This window comes from Mangrovactinospora gilvigrisea, from assembly GCF_001879105.1.
Classification (GTDB): Bacteria; Actinomycetota; Actinomycetes; order Streptomycetales; family Streptomycetaceae; genus Mangrovactinospora; species Mangrovactinospora gilvigrisea.
Genome location: NZ_MLCF01000002.1, coordinates 153047 through 172482 on the forward strand (window position 1 = coordinate 153047; position 19436 = coordinate 172482).

The following is a 19436-nucleotide window of genomic DNA, read 5'->3' on the forward strand; positions in this document are numbered from 1 at the left end:
CGTAGCGCGTGGGGCCGCGAAGGCCCCATCTGCCGCACCCCAGGCCGCGAGCCTGACGACGAATCAACTGTTCACCCGGTCATGGCAGAGGGTGGGATCGGGCCGGAGACCAAGAAGCGGGTGCTGGAGGTGGCCCGCACGCTGGGTTACCGGGCCAGCCGCTTCGCCCGCGGGCTGCGCCGGCAGGACTCGGTGAGGGTGGGTCTGCTGCTGGACGACCTGGCCAACCCCTACTACCCAGAGATGGCCTCCGGCGTGCTCCAGCTCGCCGAGGAGGGCTGGCAGGTGGTGATCGGCGACTCACGCGGCGAGTGGGACAGGAAGCTGGAGGCGCTGAAGGTGCTGGTCCGTCAGGCGGACGTGCGGCAAAGGCAGGTTGGTGACGCTGGCCTTCGAACAGCGAATCTCGTCGCGTCTGGTCGACTACCCGGGCCCCCGAGGTGTGGCACCGTCAGGGCAAGCAGGGTTCCACCGGCCTCCGCCACGTAGTCGGCACCCGTGCCACAGGCCAACACTGGCGCCACGGTGGACCGTTGACCGGACCTGCGCCATACCGGGCGTCCGGTTGCTGCAGACAGGGCAGTCACCGCGCCGTCCTCCCCCATGAGGAAGATCCGGTCCGTCGCCGCGCCTGCGGGACGTCCCGTCACCGCAGTGGTGGCCGAGGCATCCAGATGCTGCCGCCACAGCAGACGGCCGGTTGCCGGCAGTACGCCTGCCACGCCCCACGCATCCACCACTCCGACCACCGAACCGCCGAGTGCCGCGGCGCGGTCGGCACCGTTCCTCACGGAGGGCCCGGGCAGCGGGAGGACGTGCTGCCAGCGTGTGCGTCCGGTGGTCGCCTGAAGGCCCATCAGGCGCGTCACCGGGCCGGGCTCGTCGGAACCGGGATCCGCCACCGTCGCCAGCGTGCTGATCAGAAGGGCTCCGTCAGCGACGCCCAACAGTGTCGCCCGGTCGGCGCGCACCCAGGTCCGCCACAACGCGGCGCCCGGCGGCCCCGCTGCCGCGGCGACCAGCGTCGATCCGGCCCCGTCCGCGGTGCCCGGAACGGCGAACACCCGGCTGCCGCCGGCGACCAGTTGAGCGGCGCCGTCCGTTGCGCGCAGGTCGGTCAGAGTGGGCGGCAGACCTCGGCCCGCCTCCAGCTCGACGCCGGCGACCGAGCCGTCGCCGAACGCCGCGAAGCACCGACCGCCGACAACCACGGGTCCACTGCTCGCCCGGGCCCGGCCGATCGCGGGCCGCAACGGCGCCGACCACCGCATCCTCCCCGTCGACCGGCTCAGGGCGTGCACCCGAGCACCGGTCTCGTTCTCGGACAGCACGATCACGAGGCCTCCGGACGCCACCGGCGCCGCGAGTGCGCTGGGAGCCGGCGGGACTGCGGCCACCCAGCGGCGGCGCCCACTGCTTGCGTCGACCGCGTGCAAGCGGGATGTGGTGCGCACCCAGACGAGGTCATCCGACGTCAGCGGGCCGCCGATGATCGGTTCCTTGGTGCGGTATTCCCACGCCTCGTGTGCCACAGGCGCCGAGGCGGGCGGATCCCGATGCGCCGAGCACCCGCACACCGATCCGGCCAGGGCCAATGCGCCCGCGGCGCGCAACACGCTCCGACGCCCGGCTGGGGCCCGCGCCCGCTCCGCCAATGCCGGATCCTCTGTCCCGCCCCGGGCTGTTGCTGCGCACACCGTGCACACCGTAAAAGGCGACGCGGGCTCCGGCAAGGCGGGCGACCGGTCCGCGACGAGTGACTGCGCGGCAGCGTGTCGGCCCCGGGCGCGGGCTTCCTGGTGGACGGGCGGGTCTTTCCCCACGGCCGGGTGGTCGGCGGATCCGCCGGCGGCCAGAGGCTTCGGTGTCGGTTCATGACGCGGGGAGCGGGGTCGCGTTGCTCAGGCAGTCCGCCACGTCCGGCGTCATCTGCCCGCGCGTCCTGGCCGCTCGCCTGCTTGCCCGACGGCCGCGCGTCAGCACCTGCACGGTCCGCTCGCCGGTCCCGCGGTACGCCGAACGGCAGGACGACGGCCGCCCCGACACCAGCCGCACGGTCGCCGGCGTGGACAGCCCGCCAGTACCCGGCCCGCACTCCCCACCACCTCCCGCGATGACCGCACCGTCTCCCCAGACCAACGGCGCCGGCACCGCATCTTCGGTCTGCGGTACGAAGCCCCGCACCGCCCGTGGCGGCACCGCGACATCGCGGCCCGCGCCGGCAGCTCGACCGCCGGGCCGCCGACGGCCTCATCCACAACATCGGCGCTGGTGAGCACAGAGCAATCCGCTCACTTCCCCGCCTTGGGCCGAGCCCCCGGCGCCCAAGATCCCGGTCATCGATCCGGTGCGAACTCGCGGAGGAACATCGTGACCGCCCGGTCGGTCAGGCCGGTCCAGCGCCGACCGCCGGGCTCGTTCGCGGTCTGCTGCGCCGCAATGCCTCCGAGGACAGCAGTCAGCACATCCAGGGCTTCGGGGTCGCCGATTCCGAGACGGGCAAGGATGTCGCGGACGAGGTCCAAGACCTCGACGGCCGACCGCATGCCGTCCGGACCGGGTGTGAAGCCGGGCACTGTGCGTTGGAAGAGCAGCAGGTAGCGGACGGGATCCTCGGTGCAGTAATGGACGAAGGCGTGTGCGATACGCGTGAAGGCAACCTGTGGATCCGGGTGGGCGGCCGCTCTCTGACGGCTCAGCAGTTCCGCGTAGGCCTCTGCGAACAGCGCGTCGTAGAGGGCGTTCTTCGAGTGGAAGTACGTGTAAAGGGACTGCGGCTCCATACCGACCGTACGGGCCAGGGCACGCAGCGAAAGGCCGGCCAGGCCGTTCTCGCGGGCGTTGGCCCAGGCCGCGTCCAGGATCTCGCGTCGCGTGGCCTCGTGATGGACACGTCGTCGATCGCGGTGGCCGGGTGTGGGAGTTGACATGGCATCAGCCTAGCAAGCATCCTGACACTGTTCGGACTTCCTGACGCTAGGAGGAAGAGTGGTGAGACAGAAGGGTGGGGTTCTGGAGGGGGGCACCCCGCCCCTCGGCCACCGTGCGGCGATGACGCTCGCGGCCGCCGAATACGCGCGTGGCGCTGCACTGTTGGAGTCCCTGGAAGTGCGGGAATGGGCGCTGCCGACGGAGTGCCCGCCGTGGGACGTCCGCTCCATGGCCACCCATTTGCTCGGCTACATGCGGGCCTGCGCCTCCGTACGGGAGCAACTCCGGCAGGTGCGGGTGGCGCGCGCCCACGGAGGTGCGATCGCTGACGCAATGTCGGATCTGCAGGTCAGGGAGTTGTCCGCGCTGAGTCCGGAAGAGATCACGGCCGAGATGCGGGCGTTGCTGCCGCGCGCGGTGGCCGGGCGGCGGCGGGTGCCGGCGCCACTGCGCCACCTGGTACGTATCGCATCGGACCTTCCGGTGGCCGGCACGAGAGAACGGTGGAGTCTGGGCTACGTGGTCGACGTCATCGGAACCCGGGACTGCTGGATGCATCGGATCGACATCTGCCGCGCCACGGGCCGGGCGATGGAGCTGACGGCGGATCACGACGGCGTCCTGGTCGCCAACGTGGCGGCCGACTGGGCGCAGCGGCATGAGCGTCCAGTGCGGCTCACCCTGACGGGCCCGGCGGGCGGCGACTTCGCCTTCGGCGACGGCGGACCTGCGGTGTCCTACGACGCGGTGGAGTTTTGCCGCGCGCTGTCGGGACGTGGCGGAGATGAGGTGCCGTTCGGAAAGGAGGTGCCGTTCTGAGGGGCGGGGCCCCGCTACGGCCCACGGCCGGCAGCCGCTCGGTCACCGACAGGTCGGGGGATGGCGCCGACGTGCCGGGAAATGGAACGTCAGTCGACCTCGAGGGAAGGTATCTGGTCAGCGAGACGAGGTGGCGCAGCGTGGCCCTTCTCGAGGGGCCTTGCCGCACTGCGGTAGCACATCGCCGGAAATGGGAACGCGATGGTCCCTCGTCAGCCTGAAGAACACGTTGTCCTCGAGGACGGCGCCGCACCGGTCATCAGCCGGCTGGGGGTACGGGCATCGCATGTGAAGTCGCCGGCGCGGCAGCGAAGCTGACCGACACTCAACGCGCCGCTCTCGCCGCGACCGGCCTGGAACGCCGTTGACGCGGCCGCCGGCGCACGGCCGGTCGCGCGCCAGGGTGCCCTCGCGCCGCGGATGGGCATTCCTCCGTGCCCGGGCACACCGCTATGGACAGGCGCCGCGCAACCGTACGGCCCGGGAACCGTACGGCATTCGCGCGGGCCGGGGAGTCAAGAGGGGGTTGGGATGGCGGACATGAGCATGCAGCAGGGAGGCCAGTCGCACGAGACGGGCCTGCGCAAGGCCATGGACGACGTCGCACGGCAACGCGGGCTCGGTGCGGTGGTCGCCGAGGCGCGCCTGCCGCTGAAGTACAGGAGCGCCGACGTGAACTGGACGTGGGTGGCGGCTGCCGGACTGGTCGTGGGCATCCTGGCCCTGGGCGTCATCGGCGGCAGCAGCCAGGTGCTCCATCTCATCGTCCTGGCCGCCGCGCTGGCCGCCTTCGGCTACCTGGTGATGCGCGCGTTCAGGATGCGCTCCGGCACGGGCGCGAGGAGCACCGCAAGCACGACGTTGCCGGCACGCGGCGGCGTCCAGATTGCGCAGGCGCTCCAGGGCGGCGCGATCTGGGGGCTGCACAGTGCGCGCGGCGGGCAGGAGTTGCGCATCTACACCTGGCCCGAGGTGACCAGGCTGCGGATGATCCGGTTGCAGACCCGGCAGACCGCGGGTGTGCTCTCCCACACGAGCGTCCAGCACGCGCTCCAGGTCGACCAGGAGGGTCTGCCCCCGCTGGTCGTCAGGCGCGTCGGCACCGGCAGGTCCCAGGACCTGACGCGCGTGGCGCTGGCGATCGAGGACGCCCACACCGCGTACGTGATCGCCGCCGCCCTCGACGCACTGCGCGGCGGCGCCACGTATTCCTTCGGCGCCGCCGAAGTCGCCCCCGAGGGTGTGCGCACCCGGGGCGAGCTGACACCCTGGTCCCAGCTCGCGGACGTGGCCTCCCTGATGCCCTACACCTATTCGGGTACGAGCTCGAGCACTCTGGTCCTGCGCCGCCACGACGGCAAGCGCATCAAGGCGATCCACCCCGAGGACCTCGTCAACGCCCGCGCGTTCATCGAGGTCCTGGAGCAGGCCGCGACCCACCCGCGGTAGGGCTGCCGCCCGCGGACAGCAGTTAGCGTGCTCGAACTGTGGGATGCGCCAGCGGAGCTCGGAACTGCCACGACGCAACATATGGTGAAGATAGGATCTTGGCCATGCCGATGGGATACGCGGCGCCGACGGCGCTATTTGCCTGGTGCACTTTCTTCGCCGTCGTCGCACCGCGGCGGCCCCGCCTCTCGGCACGATTGAGCTTCTGGTTCGGGCTGATCATCAACGAGGTGCCGTTCCTCGTCGTATACGCCCTGGTGGCGACCTCGGCGCTCACGGCAGCCCAGGGCGACCTGGCGTCGACCGGCGCCAAGGTGACAGCCGTCGTGGCCCTCCTCACCGTCGTCGGCCTCGTGATCGCCGCCCGTCGTGGCGTGCGCTCCGATCGCGTTGTCGAGCAGGCTCTTCGGGAAGGGCTGGGGGCCGACTGGCGCGAGCGGGTGCGGGTGCCGCTGCGTCGGCACCGGCCGTGGGCTCGCATCATGCTGGTGCCGTTCTACCGCCGTAGGGGCGACGTCCAGCGGATCCGCAACATCAGTTACGGGGATGCCGGGCGTCGTAACCTCCTCGACGTCTACCAACGTCGCGGCGCGCCGGCCGACGGCCCGGTCCTGGTCTACTTCCACGGCGGCGGCTTCACCGGCGGCGAGAAGAGCCGCGAGGCGATTCCTCTGCTGAACCGGCTCGCCAGCCAGGGCTGGGTGTGCGTCAGCGCCAACTACCGCTTGATGCCGCAGACTTCGTTTCCCGGCCACCAGATCGACGCCAAGAAGGTCATCGCCTGGGTGCGCAAGCACGGTCCCGACTACGGAGCCGACCCGTCGCGGCTGTTCCTGGCGGGCAGCTCCGCGGGCTCCAATCTGGCATCGATGTGCGCGTTCACGCCGAACGATCCGGCGTACCAGCCGGGATTCGAGTCCGTCGACACATCGGTCACCGCGGCGATCTGCCTCTACGGCTACTACGGCGACTTCTTCGGCGAGACACCTGATGTGCCGCCGTCCCCGAACCAACCGCTCCCCTACCTCCACGCCGGTGCGCCGCCGATGTTCATCGCCCACGGCACCAAGGATGCGCTGGCCAGCGTCGAGGGCGCCCGCTACTTCGTCGACCGGCTGCGTCAGGTCGGCGGCGGCACGGTCGTCTACGCCGAACTCCCCGGCGGCCAGCACTCATTCGATGTGTTTCACTCCGCGCGCTTCGAGGCGGTGGTCGACGGCGTCGAGGCCTTCACCGACTTGGTCGGTCCGGAACGCTAGACCCTCTCGTACCTCGGCCCCAACATTGCCGTCGCCGTAGCCCTGTAACGGGATTGGGTTCGGATCGTGGCTCAGACAAGATTCTCGTAGCCGATGATCACGGGACCAACGGGGATAGTGACTGCGTCATTCTGGCGAGACCCAAGGGTGTCTGGCGACGTGCTCGTCTTGTTGCTTCGGCAGGTGGGACCCATGATCATCGATTCGGTCGCCGGTGTCGACGGCGCCCTGGTCATCACCGCGTGCACCCGTGACAGCCCCGTCCCGTACACCGGCTGCGGCCACGAGTGTGGCCGGCGAGTCCGTTGTCGGGCCGGGGCCCACATTCAGGGACACGAGGCATCCGGGACCAGACCCGCCTGCAGGAGTGTTCCCTCACCTCCTCGCCGCGACGGGACATCCGAAGCGCCACCGGCCCGTTGCAGAGGTGCATTCGCAGGAGACGCCCGCCGAGGCCGGCCGCACCGGCAACACGACCACCGCTCCTGGCGATCACAGCCCGCAACGGTCCTTGCGCCGGTCGGGCGGACTCCGCGGCCGCTGGCTACACCGAGGCCGACGTGGCCTCAAAGCCCGGGCAAGCCTTCAGACGCTTGGCCGTCCAGTCGACGGATCCACCGAGTGCAGTCACCTCCCTTCACCGCGGCACGCTCTGCGCCACGGAAGCGCCTTGCCGCCGCGGCCGGGACGAGACCGACGCGGACACCACCGCGGTGGTGTTTCACACCGACGGACGGTGGTCGCCCGAAGACGGGGCCGACCGCGTGTCGGTCAGATCGACTTCCAGGAAGAACCGCAGGCCGCCGGGGATGTTCTCCACGTAGCGGGACGTGTGTGGGGTGAGCGCCGCACTGATCCGCGCTGCGACCAACACGGCCTGTTCCGCCGGCCCGGTGACCATCACGTGGACGGCGTCTGGGTTCGGCGGACGGTCAGCGCACGCGGCCGCTGATAGATCGATACGGTTCACATCAGCTCCAACGCAGTCGTATCCGGATAGGACACTGCCCGCTCACGCACCACGCGTACTGGCATGTGCGAACGTCAGGTGCATCTTCACGATCTCATCGCCAGTGCGGCTTCGGCGCGGGCCGTGGCGCCATGTGCCGGAAGCGGGAATCCGGTTGAGTGCCAGCCCATGCTCGCCGCCGGATGGTTCTCTGCTCTGATCCCCGCAGGCGCCTTCCCAAGATGGGCAGGTGGTCCAGGATTGGTCCGTCTCAGCCCCACGCTTCGGGTCCGCCGCCGCGCCACTCCACCATCCGCGGATCGGTGATGTCGAGGTTTTCAAAGCCGGACCGGCGGGCGAACTCCTCGACATCCTGGCGGCCGAAGGCGCGGCCGACGTGGATGCCGGTGACATCCACCCGGCGGCTCCCGTGCTCGTCGGGCGGGTGGACGATGATCGGCGTCGCCATACCGCCAGAATGCGCCTGTTCCGAGGGGCGCGCATGTCCAGCCGGACCGCGAACACTGCGCCCAAGGTAGCGCCGGTGCGCCTTGCATCCCGAGGTCGATGGCAGAAGCATCGAGGCCATGAGCAACCCCACCGGCAACGGCGCCGCACCCCCACCGACGGTCGCCTATGCCTTCCGCACCACCGACGACCCGACCTGGTACGGGCAGCCCGACCTGCGCACCGTGAGCTACCAGGATCTTGAGGCGGTCCACCGGTTCGCCCCCGCCGACAAGGGCAACCGCTTCCACGGCAAGCATCTGGTCCTGCGCTGCGCCGACTTGCCCCTGGACGGCGGTGACGTCAGCCAGTACGCACTTCAGGTGAAGCCCGAGGCCGGGTCCCTGATCGCCGTGCACCTGACCGCGAACCTCCTCGGCGAGCTCATCCCCGGAGCCGTGTAGGAGGCGTTCGGGGGTCAGAAGGGGCCGTGCCGCAGCATCCGCTCCAGCTCAAGGAGGACCTGCGGGCCGTCGTGCGGGCCGGTGGCCGCCAGCAGGTGCACCACCAGGCCGGTGCAGGCGGCCAGCCCGGCCACCGTGGCCAGGAGCCCGGGCACGTCGCGGATGCGCAGGGCTGCCAACCGGCGGCGCGCCGCGACCTCGTCCGGCCCGTCCAGCAGATCCTCAAGGACGGCGCGCGCCGCCCCGATGTCGAGTCCGCCGTCGGGGTGGTAGAGCGCGTCAACCACCTTCTGGGGATCGTCGAGGTCCTTGGCGTCGGCCAGCACCGCGGTGGTCGCCGCTGCGGCCAGCGCCACGCCCCGCCCGGGGCATTCGACCCGCCGGGGCCGCCGTCGTCGCGGTCGGCGCCGAGTTGCTCAGCCAGCAGGGCTTCCAGGGCCTTCCATGCCGGTGCGTGCGACGGGGTGGCGGACGGCGTCATCGCCGCGCCGACTAACGCGATCACGATCCTGCTGTCGGCCTGCTTCATGCGCCCCAGTCTCCCGGGCGATCCGCTGCTGTTGCGGGCGGTTTGCCCAATCTCGCGTTCGCAGCGCGGATGCCCCGGTCCGGGTTGCGGGTGCCGGACCGGGGCTCCTCGGCCGACGCTACGCCACAGCCCGTGCCGGACGGGCCGCTTCAACCGATGCAACGTGGCGGTCCGTCACAGGTACTGCGGCGTCCGGGGGCACGAGTCGGGTCGGCGCAGCATCCTCGTCCCCGGGCAGAGAGGTCTCTGTTCTCGGTCCCCGGCTGCGGTCCGAGCGGCTTCGGCCCCATGATCCTTCTAGATCATCATCGGCCGAGGGTCAGCCTGCCACCCGGGCTCGCACCGGTTCGGGTGCCCGGCCGTATCCAGCCCCCTGCAGCCGACGTTGACGGGGTGCATGCGGTTTTGGGCGATGACTCTCCCGCCGCCGTATGCCAGGGCCGGGTGGAAGTCGGCGCTCGTACCCCCACCCGGCCCCTGCACGGTGCGGTCGCGGCCCGCCCTACCCTCAAGGGCTGCGACCGCCCACCATGCAGCGCGATCGTCCGGCCGAGCGAGGCCGATGCCGGACCTTGGGGAGCGTCGCCGGCCGACGCCCCGTCGGGGACGGCCCGCCGTTCGGCGGCACAACGCGCACCGGGGCGACCGGACAGGTCGGGCGCCGCCGGTGGCAGGCGAGGCAGATCGGGGAGTTGGTGCTGGCTTCGGGATGGAGGATGACGGCCTCCACGGTCTGGTTCGAACGACCTGGGCCTCGCCGGCGGCAGCCGCTCATCTGGCCGCCTCGCCGCGGGTACTGCCCAACGCGCTCGGCCGTCGGCACAGGCTTCGAGCAAGATGGCCGCACAGCCGTGTGGCAGGGCCGCCTCCCCCCGGACGCCGGCCCTGCCACCCCTCAGCAGAACAGCGCCGAGCATCGCTGATAGTAGCGGGAGGCCGGCGTCATCGAGCAACACCCTTGCCCCTGAGGGAAATTGTTCCCGCGGTGCACGCCGGAATCATGGGGGCGCACGGGAACATCCTCGACCGGCGCCCTCACCGGCAACTGTCAGCACGCCAGGTGTTCCGTGGTGATGGGGATCTCCGGATTTGGTTCTGACCGCAGTTCCGTGACGCTCATGGTCGGGTGAGGATGCGTATCCGGAGAAGCCGGAAGGACGCCCGGTTGTACATGCTTCTCTTGATCGTTTTCACTCGGTTCACGTTGCCCTCGACGACGCCGGAGCTCCAGTCCAGGGTTAGGCCTGCGGTGACGGCGGCCAGGTCCTGGCGGAGGAAGCCGCCGAAGCCGCGCACGGGCGCGGGAGCCTCTTGCTCAGTCTGGCGTATCCAGTCGATCAGCAGGTGTCCGCGGCGGTGGGCGAGCAGGTCGTGGAAGGTGCGGGCGAGGTCGCAGACGCGGTTGATGTCGGGGCAGGCGGTCCGGACCTGGAGCAGTCGTTTGTCGTCCTTCGCGCTGAGGTCTTCCCTGCGGCACATGATCCACGAGGTGATCTTCCTTGGGCTGGGGATGTCGGCGCGGACGGGTTCGGCGGTGCCGTCGCGTAGGGCGGCGAAGTGCTTGCGGATGGCTTGGACGCTGCCGCGATAGCCCTTGGCGCGGATCTCGGCGAGGACTTGGGTCGCGGTGACGCTTCCGCCGGTGTCGGTGAAGCGCGCAGTGGCGTAGGCCTTGAAGGGGCTAAGGACGCCGGTGGGACGGCGCTCGTGGGCGGAGGCCAGGAGAATGTCGAGGTCGGTGTCGCGGAAGCGGCGCACGGTCTTGCGGTCCAGGTGGAGCCGGCGTGCGATGGCACTGATGGTCCAGCCGGTGTCCACGAGGCTCCGGACGTCAGCGTGGCGCTGCCGGGTCCGCTCAACGATCTGGGTGCGGGGCGGGGCAGAGGGTGGAAGCTCGGTGACCGTGATGGCCGCCGCCAGGGGAACGGCAGCCTCCCCCTCGGTATGTTTTCGCAGGCACGAGCGGTGCTGATGACAGGTCTTCTCCACGGCCACGCCGAGGTTTTGCAGCAGGTGCCAGCGGTCTGCGACCTCCAGGGCGTCCGGCGCTGCTTCCTTGATCGCTTTGCTGTAGGCGGTGGCGCGGTCCCGGCAGATGACCTCGGCGCCGGGATGCGCGGTGAGCCAGGCGGCGAAGGTGGCGGCCTCGCGGTCGGGCAGGACGTCGACAACGCGGCCGGATTCGACGTCGACCAGCACGGTGCCGTAGCGCTTGCCTCTGCGGAAGGCGAAGTCGTCGACGCCGAGTACCCGCGGCGCCTGCTCGGGTACGGCCGGCTCGGTGAGCAGGCCCAGCAGCCGCGTTCGGCCCGCCGTCAACCGCAGGCGCCGGCACAGCCGTTGGCCCGGACGGCCTCCCAGTTCGACCGCCACCGCATGCTGCCATTGCTTCAGTCCCAGGCTGGAGCGGCGGTACCGTTCGCTCAGTTGGTCGACCTGCTCGACGAATGTCCGCCTCGGGCACCGGCCGCGGTCGCAGAAGAATCGCCGGACCCGCAATCGGACAGTCAGGGCCCGCCCGTTCACCGGCAGTCCGGCCAAGCCCCGCTCGTAGGCGGAGTGCACCCGCGACGCCTGCGAGTTACACCCCGGGCAACGTGGCGGCGGCCCGCATGCCGCCGCTTCGACGAGGAGGCCCTCGACGGTCTCGGTGATGCGCGTCAACCGCACATCGATACCGGAGAACAGAACATCAGCGAGCGATTCGACCCCCATGCGCAGGATGTCCCGCAGGGGAACGTTCCTGCATGCCGCCTCCGACCTGGGCATTCACGGAACTGCGGTCAGAACCAGATTCAACGATCCCTATCAGTGGTAGGGCTCCGGAGTAGGGAAGCCGGATTCGCCTGCAGTCGACGGCGGCTTGCGGGTACCCGCCCTTATGTCCTCCGATGAGAGTCCCCGCGCCGTCAACCCCCCAAGCGGCGCGGGGACTCGGCGCACGGCCCCAGATCACGACGGACCCAGGCGCACGCGCTAGGGAACGGCCGGCAGGCAAGCGGCCGCAGGTTCGTCGTGGTGCGTCAGTGTTGCGCTCTCAACTGGCGAAGGATCCGGCGGGAGCCGTCGATCAGCCCGAGGCGGGCGGCGAAGATCTGGGCGAGCAGCTGGTCGGCCGCCTCCTCTAGTCCCAGACCGCACGCGTCGGCGAGCACGCCGGCCGCCTGATGGACCACCGCCCGATGCAACATTGGCACCTCCAACGGGGCGCGCTCAAGCAGCGAACCGATCTCCCGCGCGATCGCCTTCAAAGCCCGGATCGCCTCCCGGGATGGCAGATCGGGCACGCGCCGGTAGGCGGCCAGCACCCCGACGGGTTCGCCTTCCACGTGCACCGGCAGCGCGATCAGCGCGCGCAGCTTCGTGCCGACATCCGGATCGGCCAGCAGCAGCGGCCAGCGGCGCTGCGGCATGTGGCAGATGTCGGGCACCAGTACCGGCCGGCCCGTTTCGGCCGCCTCCACAGTCGGTCCCTCCCCCACCACGTACTGGGCATCCTCCAGGTCCAGTGCGCCGTGGTCGGGCCGGGTCCACCACACCGCCTCGGGCCGGCCCCCGGCATACAGCGAGAAGGCCAGCGCATCCGCTTCGCCCACGGCCCGCATCTGTGCGTCGTCGATCTGGCCGAGTCCGGCCAGGCCCCCGGGTCCGTGGGCAAGGTCGGCAAGCAGTCCGGCCAGGGAACGTGAAGGAGTACGCATCGTTCCACCCCCTTGACAGTCCGGCATGATGGAGGCGTGCCCTCACGCGGTGGATACCGTGCCGGCGCGCGCCTCTCAATCCCCTCAGGGAAGTTCGATCCGCCGCCCGGCCCCCGCGGCGGACTGCTAACTACCTCCGCGCCGAAGGCCGGACCTGCCATTGGGTCCGCGTCTGCCCGCTTCGTTCCGGAGTATGGGGGCCTCTGCCGTGCCCGACCACACCCGTCGATCAACTGACTCCGCGTTTCCGTCTCTTGCCGAAATCGTCCTGGAGTTGGCCGACTCTGGCGATGAGCCGCTTCAGCACCTTCGAGGCGCCTGCAGACATCTGACTGCCTGCCTCACGGCCCGCTCTGCCACGGGCCTGTTGATCACCAGCGCGGCCGCGCCGCCCGCGGCGGTGGGCACCAACGCCGCCGCGACCGAGCTGGCCGTCCTGGAGACCGCCAGCGCCCGCGGCCCGGGTATGGACTGCCTGCGTGCTGGCCGCACGCAGCCCGAGACTTCGGTGGCCGATCCGCCGGCCCGGGTGCGCTGGCCCAGGTGGAGCCGCCAAGCACGGCTGCTGGGCTACAGCACCACGCTGTCGCTTCCCCTGGTCCGCCGCGGTCTGACGGTCGGCTCCGTCACGGTGCTCGGCGCTGCGCCGCTCGCCACGGATCCGGCCCGGCTGCAGGCTGCCGAGCTGCTGGCGGGGGCGGCTGCAGCCGGTCTGTCCCATCGGCTCCTGCTGGACAAGAGCGAGGAGCGGTGCCGGCAGCTGCAGCGCGCCCTGTACTCCCGCATCCGCATCGAGCAGGCCAAGGGCGTTCTCAGCGAACGCCTCGGCGTCACCACCGCCCAGGCCTTCACCGTGCTGCGCAATCACGCCCGCTCCCACCAGCAGAAGATCGGCGACGTTTCCCAGGCCGTCTTGGACGGCCTTCACCTGCCCGACACCTCCGCGTAGCGCAGCAGGGGACAGCACAGCCCTCCGCGCCGCAGGCGCTCGGGACGTGTGGGCGCGAAGGCGGGTCGTTGGGCCGTACCCCGCGCCACGTCAAGATCCCTACTTTGGTGGTGTGGTCCCTTCGATGCGAGCCCGGCACTGGGCACAGCTGGCGCGGCAGCGCGCCGCGCACGAACGCGCCCGCGCCGATCTCACCCGGTTGCGGATCCAGCGCGCAGCGTCGTCCAACGGCGACCTGCTGGTCCAGCTTGAAGTGGCTGCCTCCCACCACCTGGCGAGCGCCGCCCGCAGCGATGCCGCGGCGATGCTTCTGCAGACGTCGGCCGCTCGCCTGGAGCGGGCGGCCGCGCTCGTGCGGGAGGGCGTGTACCGTCCCTGAGCATCGTCGCCGACCGGTGCCGTGGCCATCTGCACGGGGGCGGCCTGACGGCGTTCGGTGAGCGGTCGGTGCGGGCACTCAACAGCACGTGGGGTTGTCGTTGCCGTCGCAGCGCTCGCGGTGCAGCGCCGGCGTCAGCCCTGCAGCGCGGAGTCGGCGTTGGCGATGATCGGCCACTCGCACCGCTGCTCGGCCTGGCTCCATTCCAGGTTGGCCGGGCACTGCTTGCGGTAGGCGATGTTGTTGCTGCACTGGTAGAAGCCAGATGGATCCTGCGGGTCGGTGAACATCCCGTCCGGTGCGGGGCAGGCGAACGCGGGTGCGGCGGACGGCGGCGCGGCGGGGACGGCGGCGTGGGCCGTTGCGGGAGCCATCAGCAGCGACAGCAGTGCCGCGGTGGCCCTAACCCTCTTGATGATCATGAGTCTACGGATAGCGGCAATACCCTCCTGCGGCCTGCGATCACCCTGACGAGGGCGTGTCGCCCGCCACCGCAGTCGCCCGGCAACGAGACCAGCTCAGCCGCACCGGCAGCGAGGAGGCCGCCCGGGCGCTACGGCCCGATGCCGCCTGCAGCGGGGACAGTCAGTGGCTTGGGGACGCCCTCCAGTTCGGAGCCGACGGCCGTCACCCAATAGCCGACGGCCACGAACCGCCTCCCCAACAGGGGCGTGCACACATCCATCCTCCAGCAACTGGGTGAGCTGTCCCGGTCGGGAACCCACCGGATCTCCCAGTCCGCCGCCGGCCCCGGATAGGCGCGGCGCAGATCATGCTCGCACCGTGCCAGCGCGTTCTCGAGGTGGGCGTACAGCGGTACCAGCCGATGGCAGGCGTGCGCATCGGCGATCTCCACGCGGTAGCGCACCTGATCGGGCGCCGGGTTGAGTTCCTCCATGCCCGGTCATCCTCCTCGCCGCGCGCACCGAACGGCCAGAGCCTGCACCGCATCAACCGTCAGCGGTGACCGTGCCGTAGATCAACGGACAGCACCTGGGGCCCGACCGCAGCGGCCAGGACCGGGACATGCTCGCACGGCGCAACCTGCACCTGCTGAGGTGGACGGGCCACCACGCCGGCTCCGGACCCTCCGGTGGTGAACTGACGGCCTCCCGCGGTGTCCGCGGTGTCCTGCCGGCCGCTCTCCCGCCCCACGACGCTGCACGACATAACCCAGTCCAGGACCTTGCTGACCATGCGGCGCCGTTCCGAAGTCCCTTGCCGCCGCCGTCGCTGGCCGGAGCCCTCCGCGTGACCTGCCAGGGGTCTGCCGCGTTGGGCCGTGCGTGGACCTGATCGATCTGGATGCGGCAATGCGCGGCGACGACGCCCCGCCCGACGCGGACGCCGACGCCGACGCCGTGCAAGTGACCATCACTGGCCCGCCGGAGCGTGCCGCAGCGGTCTCCGCTTGGCTGCGCGCCGCAGCCGGCCATCAGACCGCCCGCTACATCGAGCCCATCCCCGGGGGACTGCGCATCCACATGACGATCGACGTACCCGATAGCTAGCAACCGGGCATCCGGCCCGCTGCGATCGCTTGGGTTCCCTGCAACCGCTCCGGGCGCGGCCGCTTCCAGAAGCACCGCTGGGACACGACGTGGTCCTGACGCTCCGTCACCAGGGCTGTGCCGGTCGCCGCGCGGCCGGACAGGGCTTCGCCTCTCCCTGCGGGTGAGGCCGGCCGTTGCGGGTGGGTCGTCGGCAGGATGCGGCGGGTCTGGTTGGCAGTCGCGCCCTGTGCAGGGCCGCTGGCGCGGCGCGGCGTGAGGTTCCGTGGAGAACGGAGCTATCGGCCAGGCGATGCCCCGGCATGAGCGCGGCTGCGGCCTCACGCGGTGGTCCCCGGCTGGGAGCCGCGGCGCCGCCGCCGGCTCAGGCGGTGCGGATGTCGGTTCCGGGGCTCCATGCGGGCAGCCCCGGTAGACAGGGCCGTGGCTTGAGGTCCGGGAGGGCTGCCCCGTTCCAGGGTGGGCTTGAATGCCGCCCGCGCGCACCGTGGGCCGCATGTTCCGGACATGGGCCGCACTGCGCTGCCGGTGCCTGTGCACCAATCCGCGGAGTCGTGTCTCTTCCAGCGCCTGGGAGGATCTGACTACGATTCAGCCACTGGACGGTACTGGATATCCCTGCGGCACCGTCGACACCTGCAGTCCCTCGTACCTCGAGGGGTCGACCGGGCTCCGGTCGGCTCACACCCCGGGGCGAGGCTCTCCTTTCTCCTCCGGCAGCGTCGGCCCACCGAACTCGAGCGGGCGGCCCTCCTGGGGGCATTGCCGCCACTTCGGCCGGTTCTCCCGACCGAAGCGGCTCCCGCCGGGGCCTGTGCTCCTCGCCCCGGCCGGCTGGACGCCGTCGGCGGGGGCTGTCCAGCGGCCCCGGCCGGGCAGGGGAACCCGGCCGGGGCCACGCGCCGCGAGCGCGGGCGCAGACGACCGGCGGCCGGAAGGCCCGCGACCTCGTGCCCGGCCCTGTCTCGCTCCGGGGAACACCATCATGTCCGGGCAGCGGATTTCGTGTCCCTGCCCGCGTCCGTCATGCGGGCGGGCGTGCGCCCCGGCCGTTTTGGTACCAGTAGATGTAGATGTCGCGGAAGCGGCGGTCGAAGTCCTCCCATCGCGCACGGTCGGACTGAAAGGACCGGGTGGCTGGCAGCACGACCGGCTTGCGGTCGACCCGCTGGGCCACAACCACCTTGCGGATCCCGCCCTTGCCGTCGCTCTCCTGCTCCACGATCCCGGTCACCTCCGCCCAGCGGATCAGCCGCCGCCGATACGGCGTGCGCAGCCGCAGCCCCTGCTCGGTCAGCTCCGTGGTGCCGTAGAGGTCCGGAACGTACACGCACAGCACGCACGCCACCCACAGCACCGTCAAGAACGCGCCCAGGACCCAGTTCAGGAACCACGGCCCCCCGCACACCACGACAGTGGCAATGCCGACCGGAATCTCGGTGCGCCTCCGCTGGCGCCGGGTGAATGCAATCCGCTGACTGGCCACCGGCCGATGTTAGAGCGACCTGTAGCCGCCGTCACCGCCCGTGGCACACACTCCGTACGGGCCGTCGCCCACGGGCCCCCGCGCCCGCGGGCCCCGCATCGACCGGGGGGTCTGTGCGCGAGGCAGCGACCGGGCCGGTCCCCGGCTGCGGTCCTCGTCCTGGGCGTGCCTGAGATCGTCATCTGGTTCGACCCGATGCCGGCCGCAGACTGGGCGAACTGGATCTTCCTCGCCCAGGCCCACATCATGCGGCACTTCGACCTGGGCGACGATTGGGCCGGCGGCATGGCCAGCGGTGGGCGCCTGGTCGGCACCAAGTACTTGACGCTCGCCACCCGATGGCCCGACGCCACATCCCGCACCGCTACGGCCGGCCGCGCCCGGGCACGCCGCCTGGCGGCGGTCTTTCGGCGGTAGTGGTGCGTACCGAGTCGTTGTAGGGCAGTCCCCGGCGCACCGCTGCGGCAGGCGAACGGTGGTTGAGACAGGAGCGCTTTCCCGCTTGGTCTCTCTGACGCGAGGCTGACCCTCGGGAGGTCGAACACGGCGGACACCGGCCGGTAGGGCCAGTCAGTGTGTCCCGCTGACCTGGTTGTGACACGGATGTGGCATCAACTCGGTTCCTCCTTAGGGTGACTCATCGCTACTGTTGCCGCCTGTCGAGTACGACGTGAATCGCATGGGGGCGCATCACCGTGGTCGAGTCGCTGCGACCGAACGATCCGCACGAGATCTCCGGGTACCGGTTACGGGGGCGGCTCGGGAGCGGTGGCATGGGCACGGTGTACCTCTCCCACACCCGAGGCGGTCAGCCTCTGGCGCTGAAGGTGATCCGCCGCGAGTTCGCGGAGAACGCGGAATTCCGGCGTCGTTTTGCGCGTGAGGTCCAAGCGGCTCGCCGTGTCCAAGGGTCGTACACGGCAACGGTTTTGGACAGCAACACCGAGGGGGATCAGCCCTGGTTGGCCAGTGCCTACGTGCCCGGTCCGCCACTGGCGGATGCTGTGTGCGAGCACGGGCCGCTGCCACTGCTCACCGTGTTGACGCTGATGGCCGGCGTCGCCGAGGCCTTGCAGTCCATCCACTCCGCCGGCGTCGTCCATCGCGACCTGAAGCCGTCAAACGTCTTGCTGGCCTCTGATGGCCCGCGAGTGATCGACTTCGGGATCGCACGCGCGGGAGACACGACGGCGTTGACAGGGACCGACGTGCGAGTGGGGACCCCGGCGTACATGTCGCCTGAACAGGCCGAGGGAACTGCCGTGGGCCCTGCACTCGACATCTTCGCGCTCGGACTCGTCGCGTATTTCGCGGCGACGGGACGGCATCCATTTGGCGAGGGGGACGGACACGCACTGCTCTACCGCATCGTGACGCAGGAGCCGGACCTCACGGGCTGCCCGCGCACGGTGCAGCCTGTGATCAAGCGATGCCTTGCCAAGGATCCCGACCAGCGGCCCGAGCTTGGGGGCATCATCGAGGCCTGTCGTCAGCTGGCAGAGGCCGAAGGCACGGACCTGGTGCGGGAGGAAGGGTGGTGGCTCCCCCGAACTCTCGCCTCCGAGGCGACGCAGATGCTTGAGGGAACACCGCCTCTGCCACCGTCGAGCCCGCCAACGGGATCGCATCCGCATACGCTGCAGTCGAGGCCGGAGCCGCCGGTGGCACGGCCGCGTACTACCGCGGCAACCGAAGTCGACCCGGCCGACGAGAGCAGCGATAGCGGCGGTCCGGAAGGACGACCGCCTGCGCCCAGTCGCCGTGGGGGTGGCGACCATGCGCATGGCAAGGATGATGGCGGCGTGCGCGGGAGGTTTTCGCGCGGCCGCCTGATGGCCATGGGTCTTGGGGCGTGTGTGGTGGGGGCATGCCTGGCTCTGCTCGTCAACTCGCTGCTGGCTGGAAGCAGCATGGCGTCGGACGGGACTCCGCTGGGCATCAGTGCGCCGACATTCAGTATCGAGTCGGGAACGATCGACGGCCGCTGCGAAGTCAGCATGTCCCCGTCGACGGGGACGGTCTACGTCGATCTCCACAAGCTCAAGTCCTACACGGGACAGGCCGACGCTTCGGATGACAAGGTTCCTGCACAGTACGCGCTTCGCTACACCGACTGCTCCAACGGTGACGCACAGGGGTCGATTGGCGACGGCGGCGGCCTGGGGCCGACCAGCGGGCTGAAGCTCCTGGACAATCGGGGCAGTTGGGGGACGGTGACGGACAAGAACGTATCCGAGGGCGAATGCCGGGCCGCGGCCCGATCCGGAAGCCTGCCCAACCCTGTGACTATCGCGTCGATCAAGACAGGCAACCTACTGAAGAAGAACACGGGCGTGTGCATCGAACTGTCCGACAAGTCTCTGGTGCTCTTGTGGATCAACAACGTCAACAAGCAGGACGGCGGAGACGCATTGAGTGACTTCGCAACGACCGCCCGGCGCTGGAGCTCCTGAGTGCCGTCACAACTGAGGGAAGTGCAAGCACGCCCCCTGCACGCGCACGCGGATGCAGGCCAGAGCTGCAGAGCGACCGGCAGGAGGCAGCCGCACCCCAAGGCCGTTGT

19 protein-coding genes are annotated in these 19436 nt (G+C 70.5%); 9 read left to right on the plus strand and 10 right to left on the minus strand.

All coding sequences use genetic code 11. From position 1 onward, the window contains the following. Window positions 1-350: 350 nt before the first annotated feature. Both BIV57_RS00735 and BIV57_RS00740 read right to left on the minus strand, forming a co-directional pair. Window positions 351-1616: an outer membrane protein assembly factor BamB family protein gene (locus tag BIV57_RS00735; protein WP_175548619.1), complete on the minus strand. Its 1266-nt coding sequence runs from the start codon at window positions 1614-1616 to the stop codon at window positions 351-353. A 720-nt stretch (window positions 1617-2336) separates the two neighbouring features. Then, entirely contained in the window at window positions 2337-2930 is a 594-nt protein-coding gene (locus BIV57_RS00740) for a TetR/AcrR family transcriptional regulator (RefSeq protein ID WP_079169893.1), read from the minus strand. Window positions 2931-3051: 121 nt separating this feature from the next. Between BIV57_RS00740 and BIV57_RS00745 the strand changes: the two genes are divergently transcribed. The 3 genes from BIV57_RS00745 to BIV57_RS00755 all read left to right on the plus strand — a co-directional run bounded on the left by BIV57_RS00745 (window position 3052) and on the right by BIV57_RS00755 (window position 6458). Further along, complete coding sequence (locus BIV57_RS00745; protein ID WP_071654717.1) at window positions 3052-3750, plus strand: maleylpyruvate isomerase family mycothiol-dependent enzyme; 699 nt, start codon at window positions 3052-3054, stop codon at window positions 3748-3750. Between the two features lie 540 nt (window positions 3751-4290). Next, complete coding sequence (locus tag BIV57_RS00750; protein ID WP_139275361.1) at window positions 4291-5199, plus strand: hypothetical protein; 909 nt, start codon at window positions 4291-4293, stop codon at window positions 5197-5199. A gap of 104 nt (window positions 5200-5303) precedes the next feature. Next, window positions 5304-6458, plus strand: a complete 1155-nt coding sequence (locus BIV57_RS00755) for an alpha/beta hydrolase (RefSeq protein WP_071654597.1) — start codon at window positions 5304-5306, stop codon at window positions 6456-6458. A gap of 721 nt (window positions 6459-7179) precedes the next feature. Here BIV57_RS00755 and BIV57_RS00760 read toward each other — a convergent pair. Both BIV57_RS00760 and BIV57_RS00765 read right to left on the minus strand, forming a co-directional pair. Continuing rightward, entirely contained in the window at window positions 7180-7428 is a 249-nt protein-coding gene (locus BIV57_RS00760) for a hypothetical protein (protein WP_139275363.1), read from the minus strand. A 250-nt stretch (window positions 7429-7678) separates the two neighbouring features. After that, the gene (locus tag BIV57_RS00765; protein WP_071654599.1) at window positions 7679-7876 is read right to left on the minus strand and encodes a hypothetical protein; all 198 of its coding nucleotides are present in this window, start codon (window positions 7874-7876) and stop codon (window positions 7679-7681) included. A 118-nt stretch (window positions 7877-7994) separates the two neighbouring features. Between BIV57_RS00765 and BIV57_RS00770 the strand changes: the two genes are divergently transcribed. Beyond that, window positions 7995-8318, plus strand: a complete 324-nt coding sequence (locus BIV57_RS00770; RefSeq protein ID WP_071654600.1) for a hypothetical protein — start codon at window positions 7995-7997, stop codon at window positions 8316-8318. Between the two features lie 14 nt (window positions 8319-8332). Here the strand turns inward: BIV57_RS00770 and BIV57_RS00775 are convergent, their stop codons facing one another. The 3 genes from BIV57_RS00775 to BIV57_RS00785 all read right to left on the minus strand — a co-directional run bounded on the left by BIV57_RS00775 (window position 8333) and on the right by BIV57_RS00785 (window position 12548). Then, window positions 8333-8674 carry a hypothetical protein gene (locus BIV57_RS00775; protein WP_071654601.1) on the minus strand — a complete coding sequence of 114 codons (342 nt, stop codon included), beginning with the start codon at window positions 8672-8674 and terminating at the stop codon, window positions 8333-8335. Window positions 8675-9963: 1289 nt separating this feature from the next. Beyond that, the gene (locus BIV57_RS00780; protein WP_175548620.1) at window positions 9964-11562 is read right to left on the minus strand and encodes an ISL3 family transposase; all 1599 of its coding nucleotides are present in this window, start codon (window positions 11560-11562) and stop codon (window positions 9964-9966) included. 308 nt (window positions 11563-11870) lie between these two features. After that, window positions 11871-12548: a GAF and ANTAR domain-containing protein gene (locus BIV57_RS00785; RefSeq protein ID WP_175548621.1), complete on the minus strand. Its 678-nt coding sequence runs from the start codon at window positions 12546-12548 to the stop codon at window positions 11871-11873. Window positions 12549-12915: 367 nt separating this feature from the next. On the opposite strand from BIV57_RS00785, the gene BIV57_RS00790 reads away from it, so the two are divergent. Together BIV57_RS00790 and BIV57_RS00795 are read left to right on the plus strand one after the other, a co-directional pair. Continuing rightward, entirely contained in the window at window positions 12916-13497 is a 582-nt protein-coding gene (locus tag BIV57_RS00790; protein ID WP_071654603.1) for an ANTAR domain-containing protein, read from the plus strand. A gap of 112 nt (window positions 13498-13609) precedes the next feature. Continuing rightward, complete coding sequence (locus BIV57_RS00795; RefSeq protein ID WP_139275365.1) at window positions 13610-13876, plus strand: hypothetical protein; 267 nt, start codon at window positions 13610-13612, stop codon at window positions 13874-13876. A 134-nt stretch (window positions 13877-14010) separates the two neighbouring features. Here the strand turns inward: BIV57_RS00795 and BIV57_RS00800 are convergent, their stop codons facing one another. Further along, the gene (locus BIV57_RS00800) at window positions 14011-14298 is read right to left on the minus strand and encodes a carbohydrate-binding module family 14 protein (protein ID WP_071654605.1); all 288 of its coding nucleotides are present in this window, start codon (window positions 14296-14298) and stop codon (window positions 14011-14013) included. Window positions 14299-14429: 131 nt separating this feature from the next. Next, window positions 14430-14774 (minus strand): hypothetical protein, encoded by a 345-nt coding sequence (locus BIV57_RS00805; RefSeq protein ID WP_071654606.1) that lies wholly within the window; start codon window positions 14772-14774, stop codon window positions 14430-14432. A gap of 388 nt (window positions 14775-15162) precedes the next feature. Between BIV57_RS00805 and BIV57_RS00815 the strand changes: the two genes are divergently transcribed. Continuing rightward, window positions 15163-15387 carry a hypothetical protein gene (locus BIV57_RS00815; RefSeq protein ID WP_139275367.1) on the plus strand — a complete coding sequence of 75 codons (225 nt, stop codon included), beginning with the start codon at window positions 15163-15165 and terminating at the stop codon, window positions 15385-15387. A 1024-nt stretch (window positions 15388-16411) separates the two neighbouring features. Here the strand turns inward: BIV57_RS00815 and BIV57_RS00820 are convergent. Continuing rightward, window positions 16412-16873 carry a PH domain-containing protein gene (locus BIV57_RS00820; protein WP_079169896.1) on the minus strand — a complete coding sequence of 154 codons (462 nt, stop codon included), beginning with the start codon at window positions 16871-16873 and terminating at the stop codon, window positions 16412-16414. Window positions 16874-17038: 165 nt separating this feature from the next. Here BIV57_RS00820 and BIV57_RS23755 point away from each other — a divergent pair, with 165 nt between their 5' ends. Together BIV57_RS23755 and BIV57_RS00830 are read left to right on the plus strand one after the other, a co-directional pair. Then, window positions 17039-17290, plus strand: coding sequence for a hypothetical protein (locus BIV57_RS23755; protein WP_071654610.1), 252 nt, complete (start codon window positions 17039-17041; stop codon window positions 17288-17290). A 278-nt stretch (window positions 17291-17568) separates the two neighbouring features. Further along, window positions 17569-19326: a serine/threonine-protein kinase gene (locus BIV57_RS00830; protein ID WP_071654611.1), complete on the plus strand. Its 1758-nt coding sequence runs from the start codon at window positions 17569-17571 to the stop codon at window positions 19324-19326. Window positions 19327-19436 lie beyond the last annotated feature (110 nt).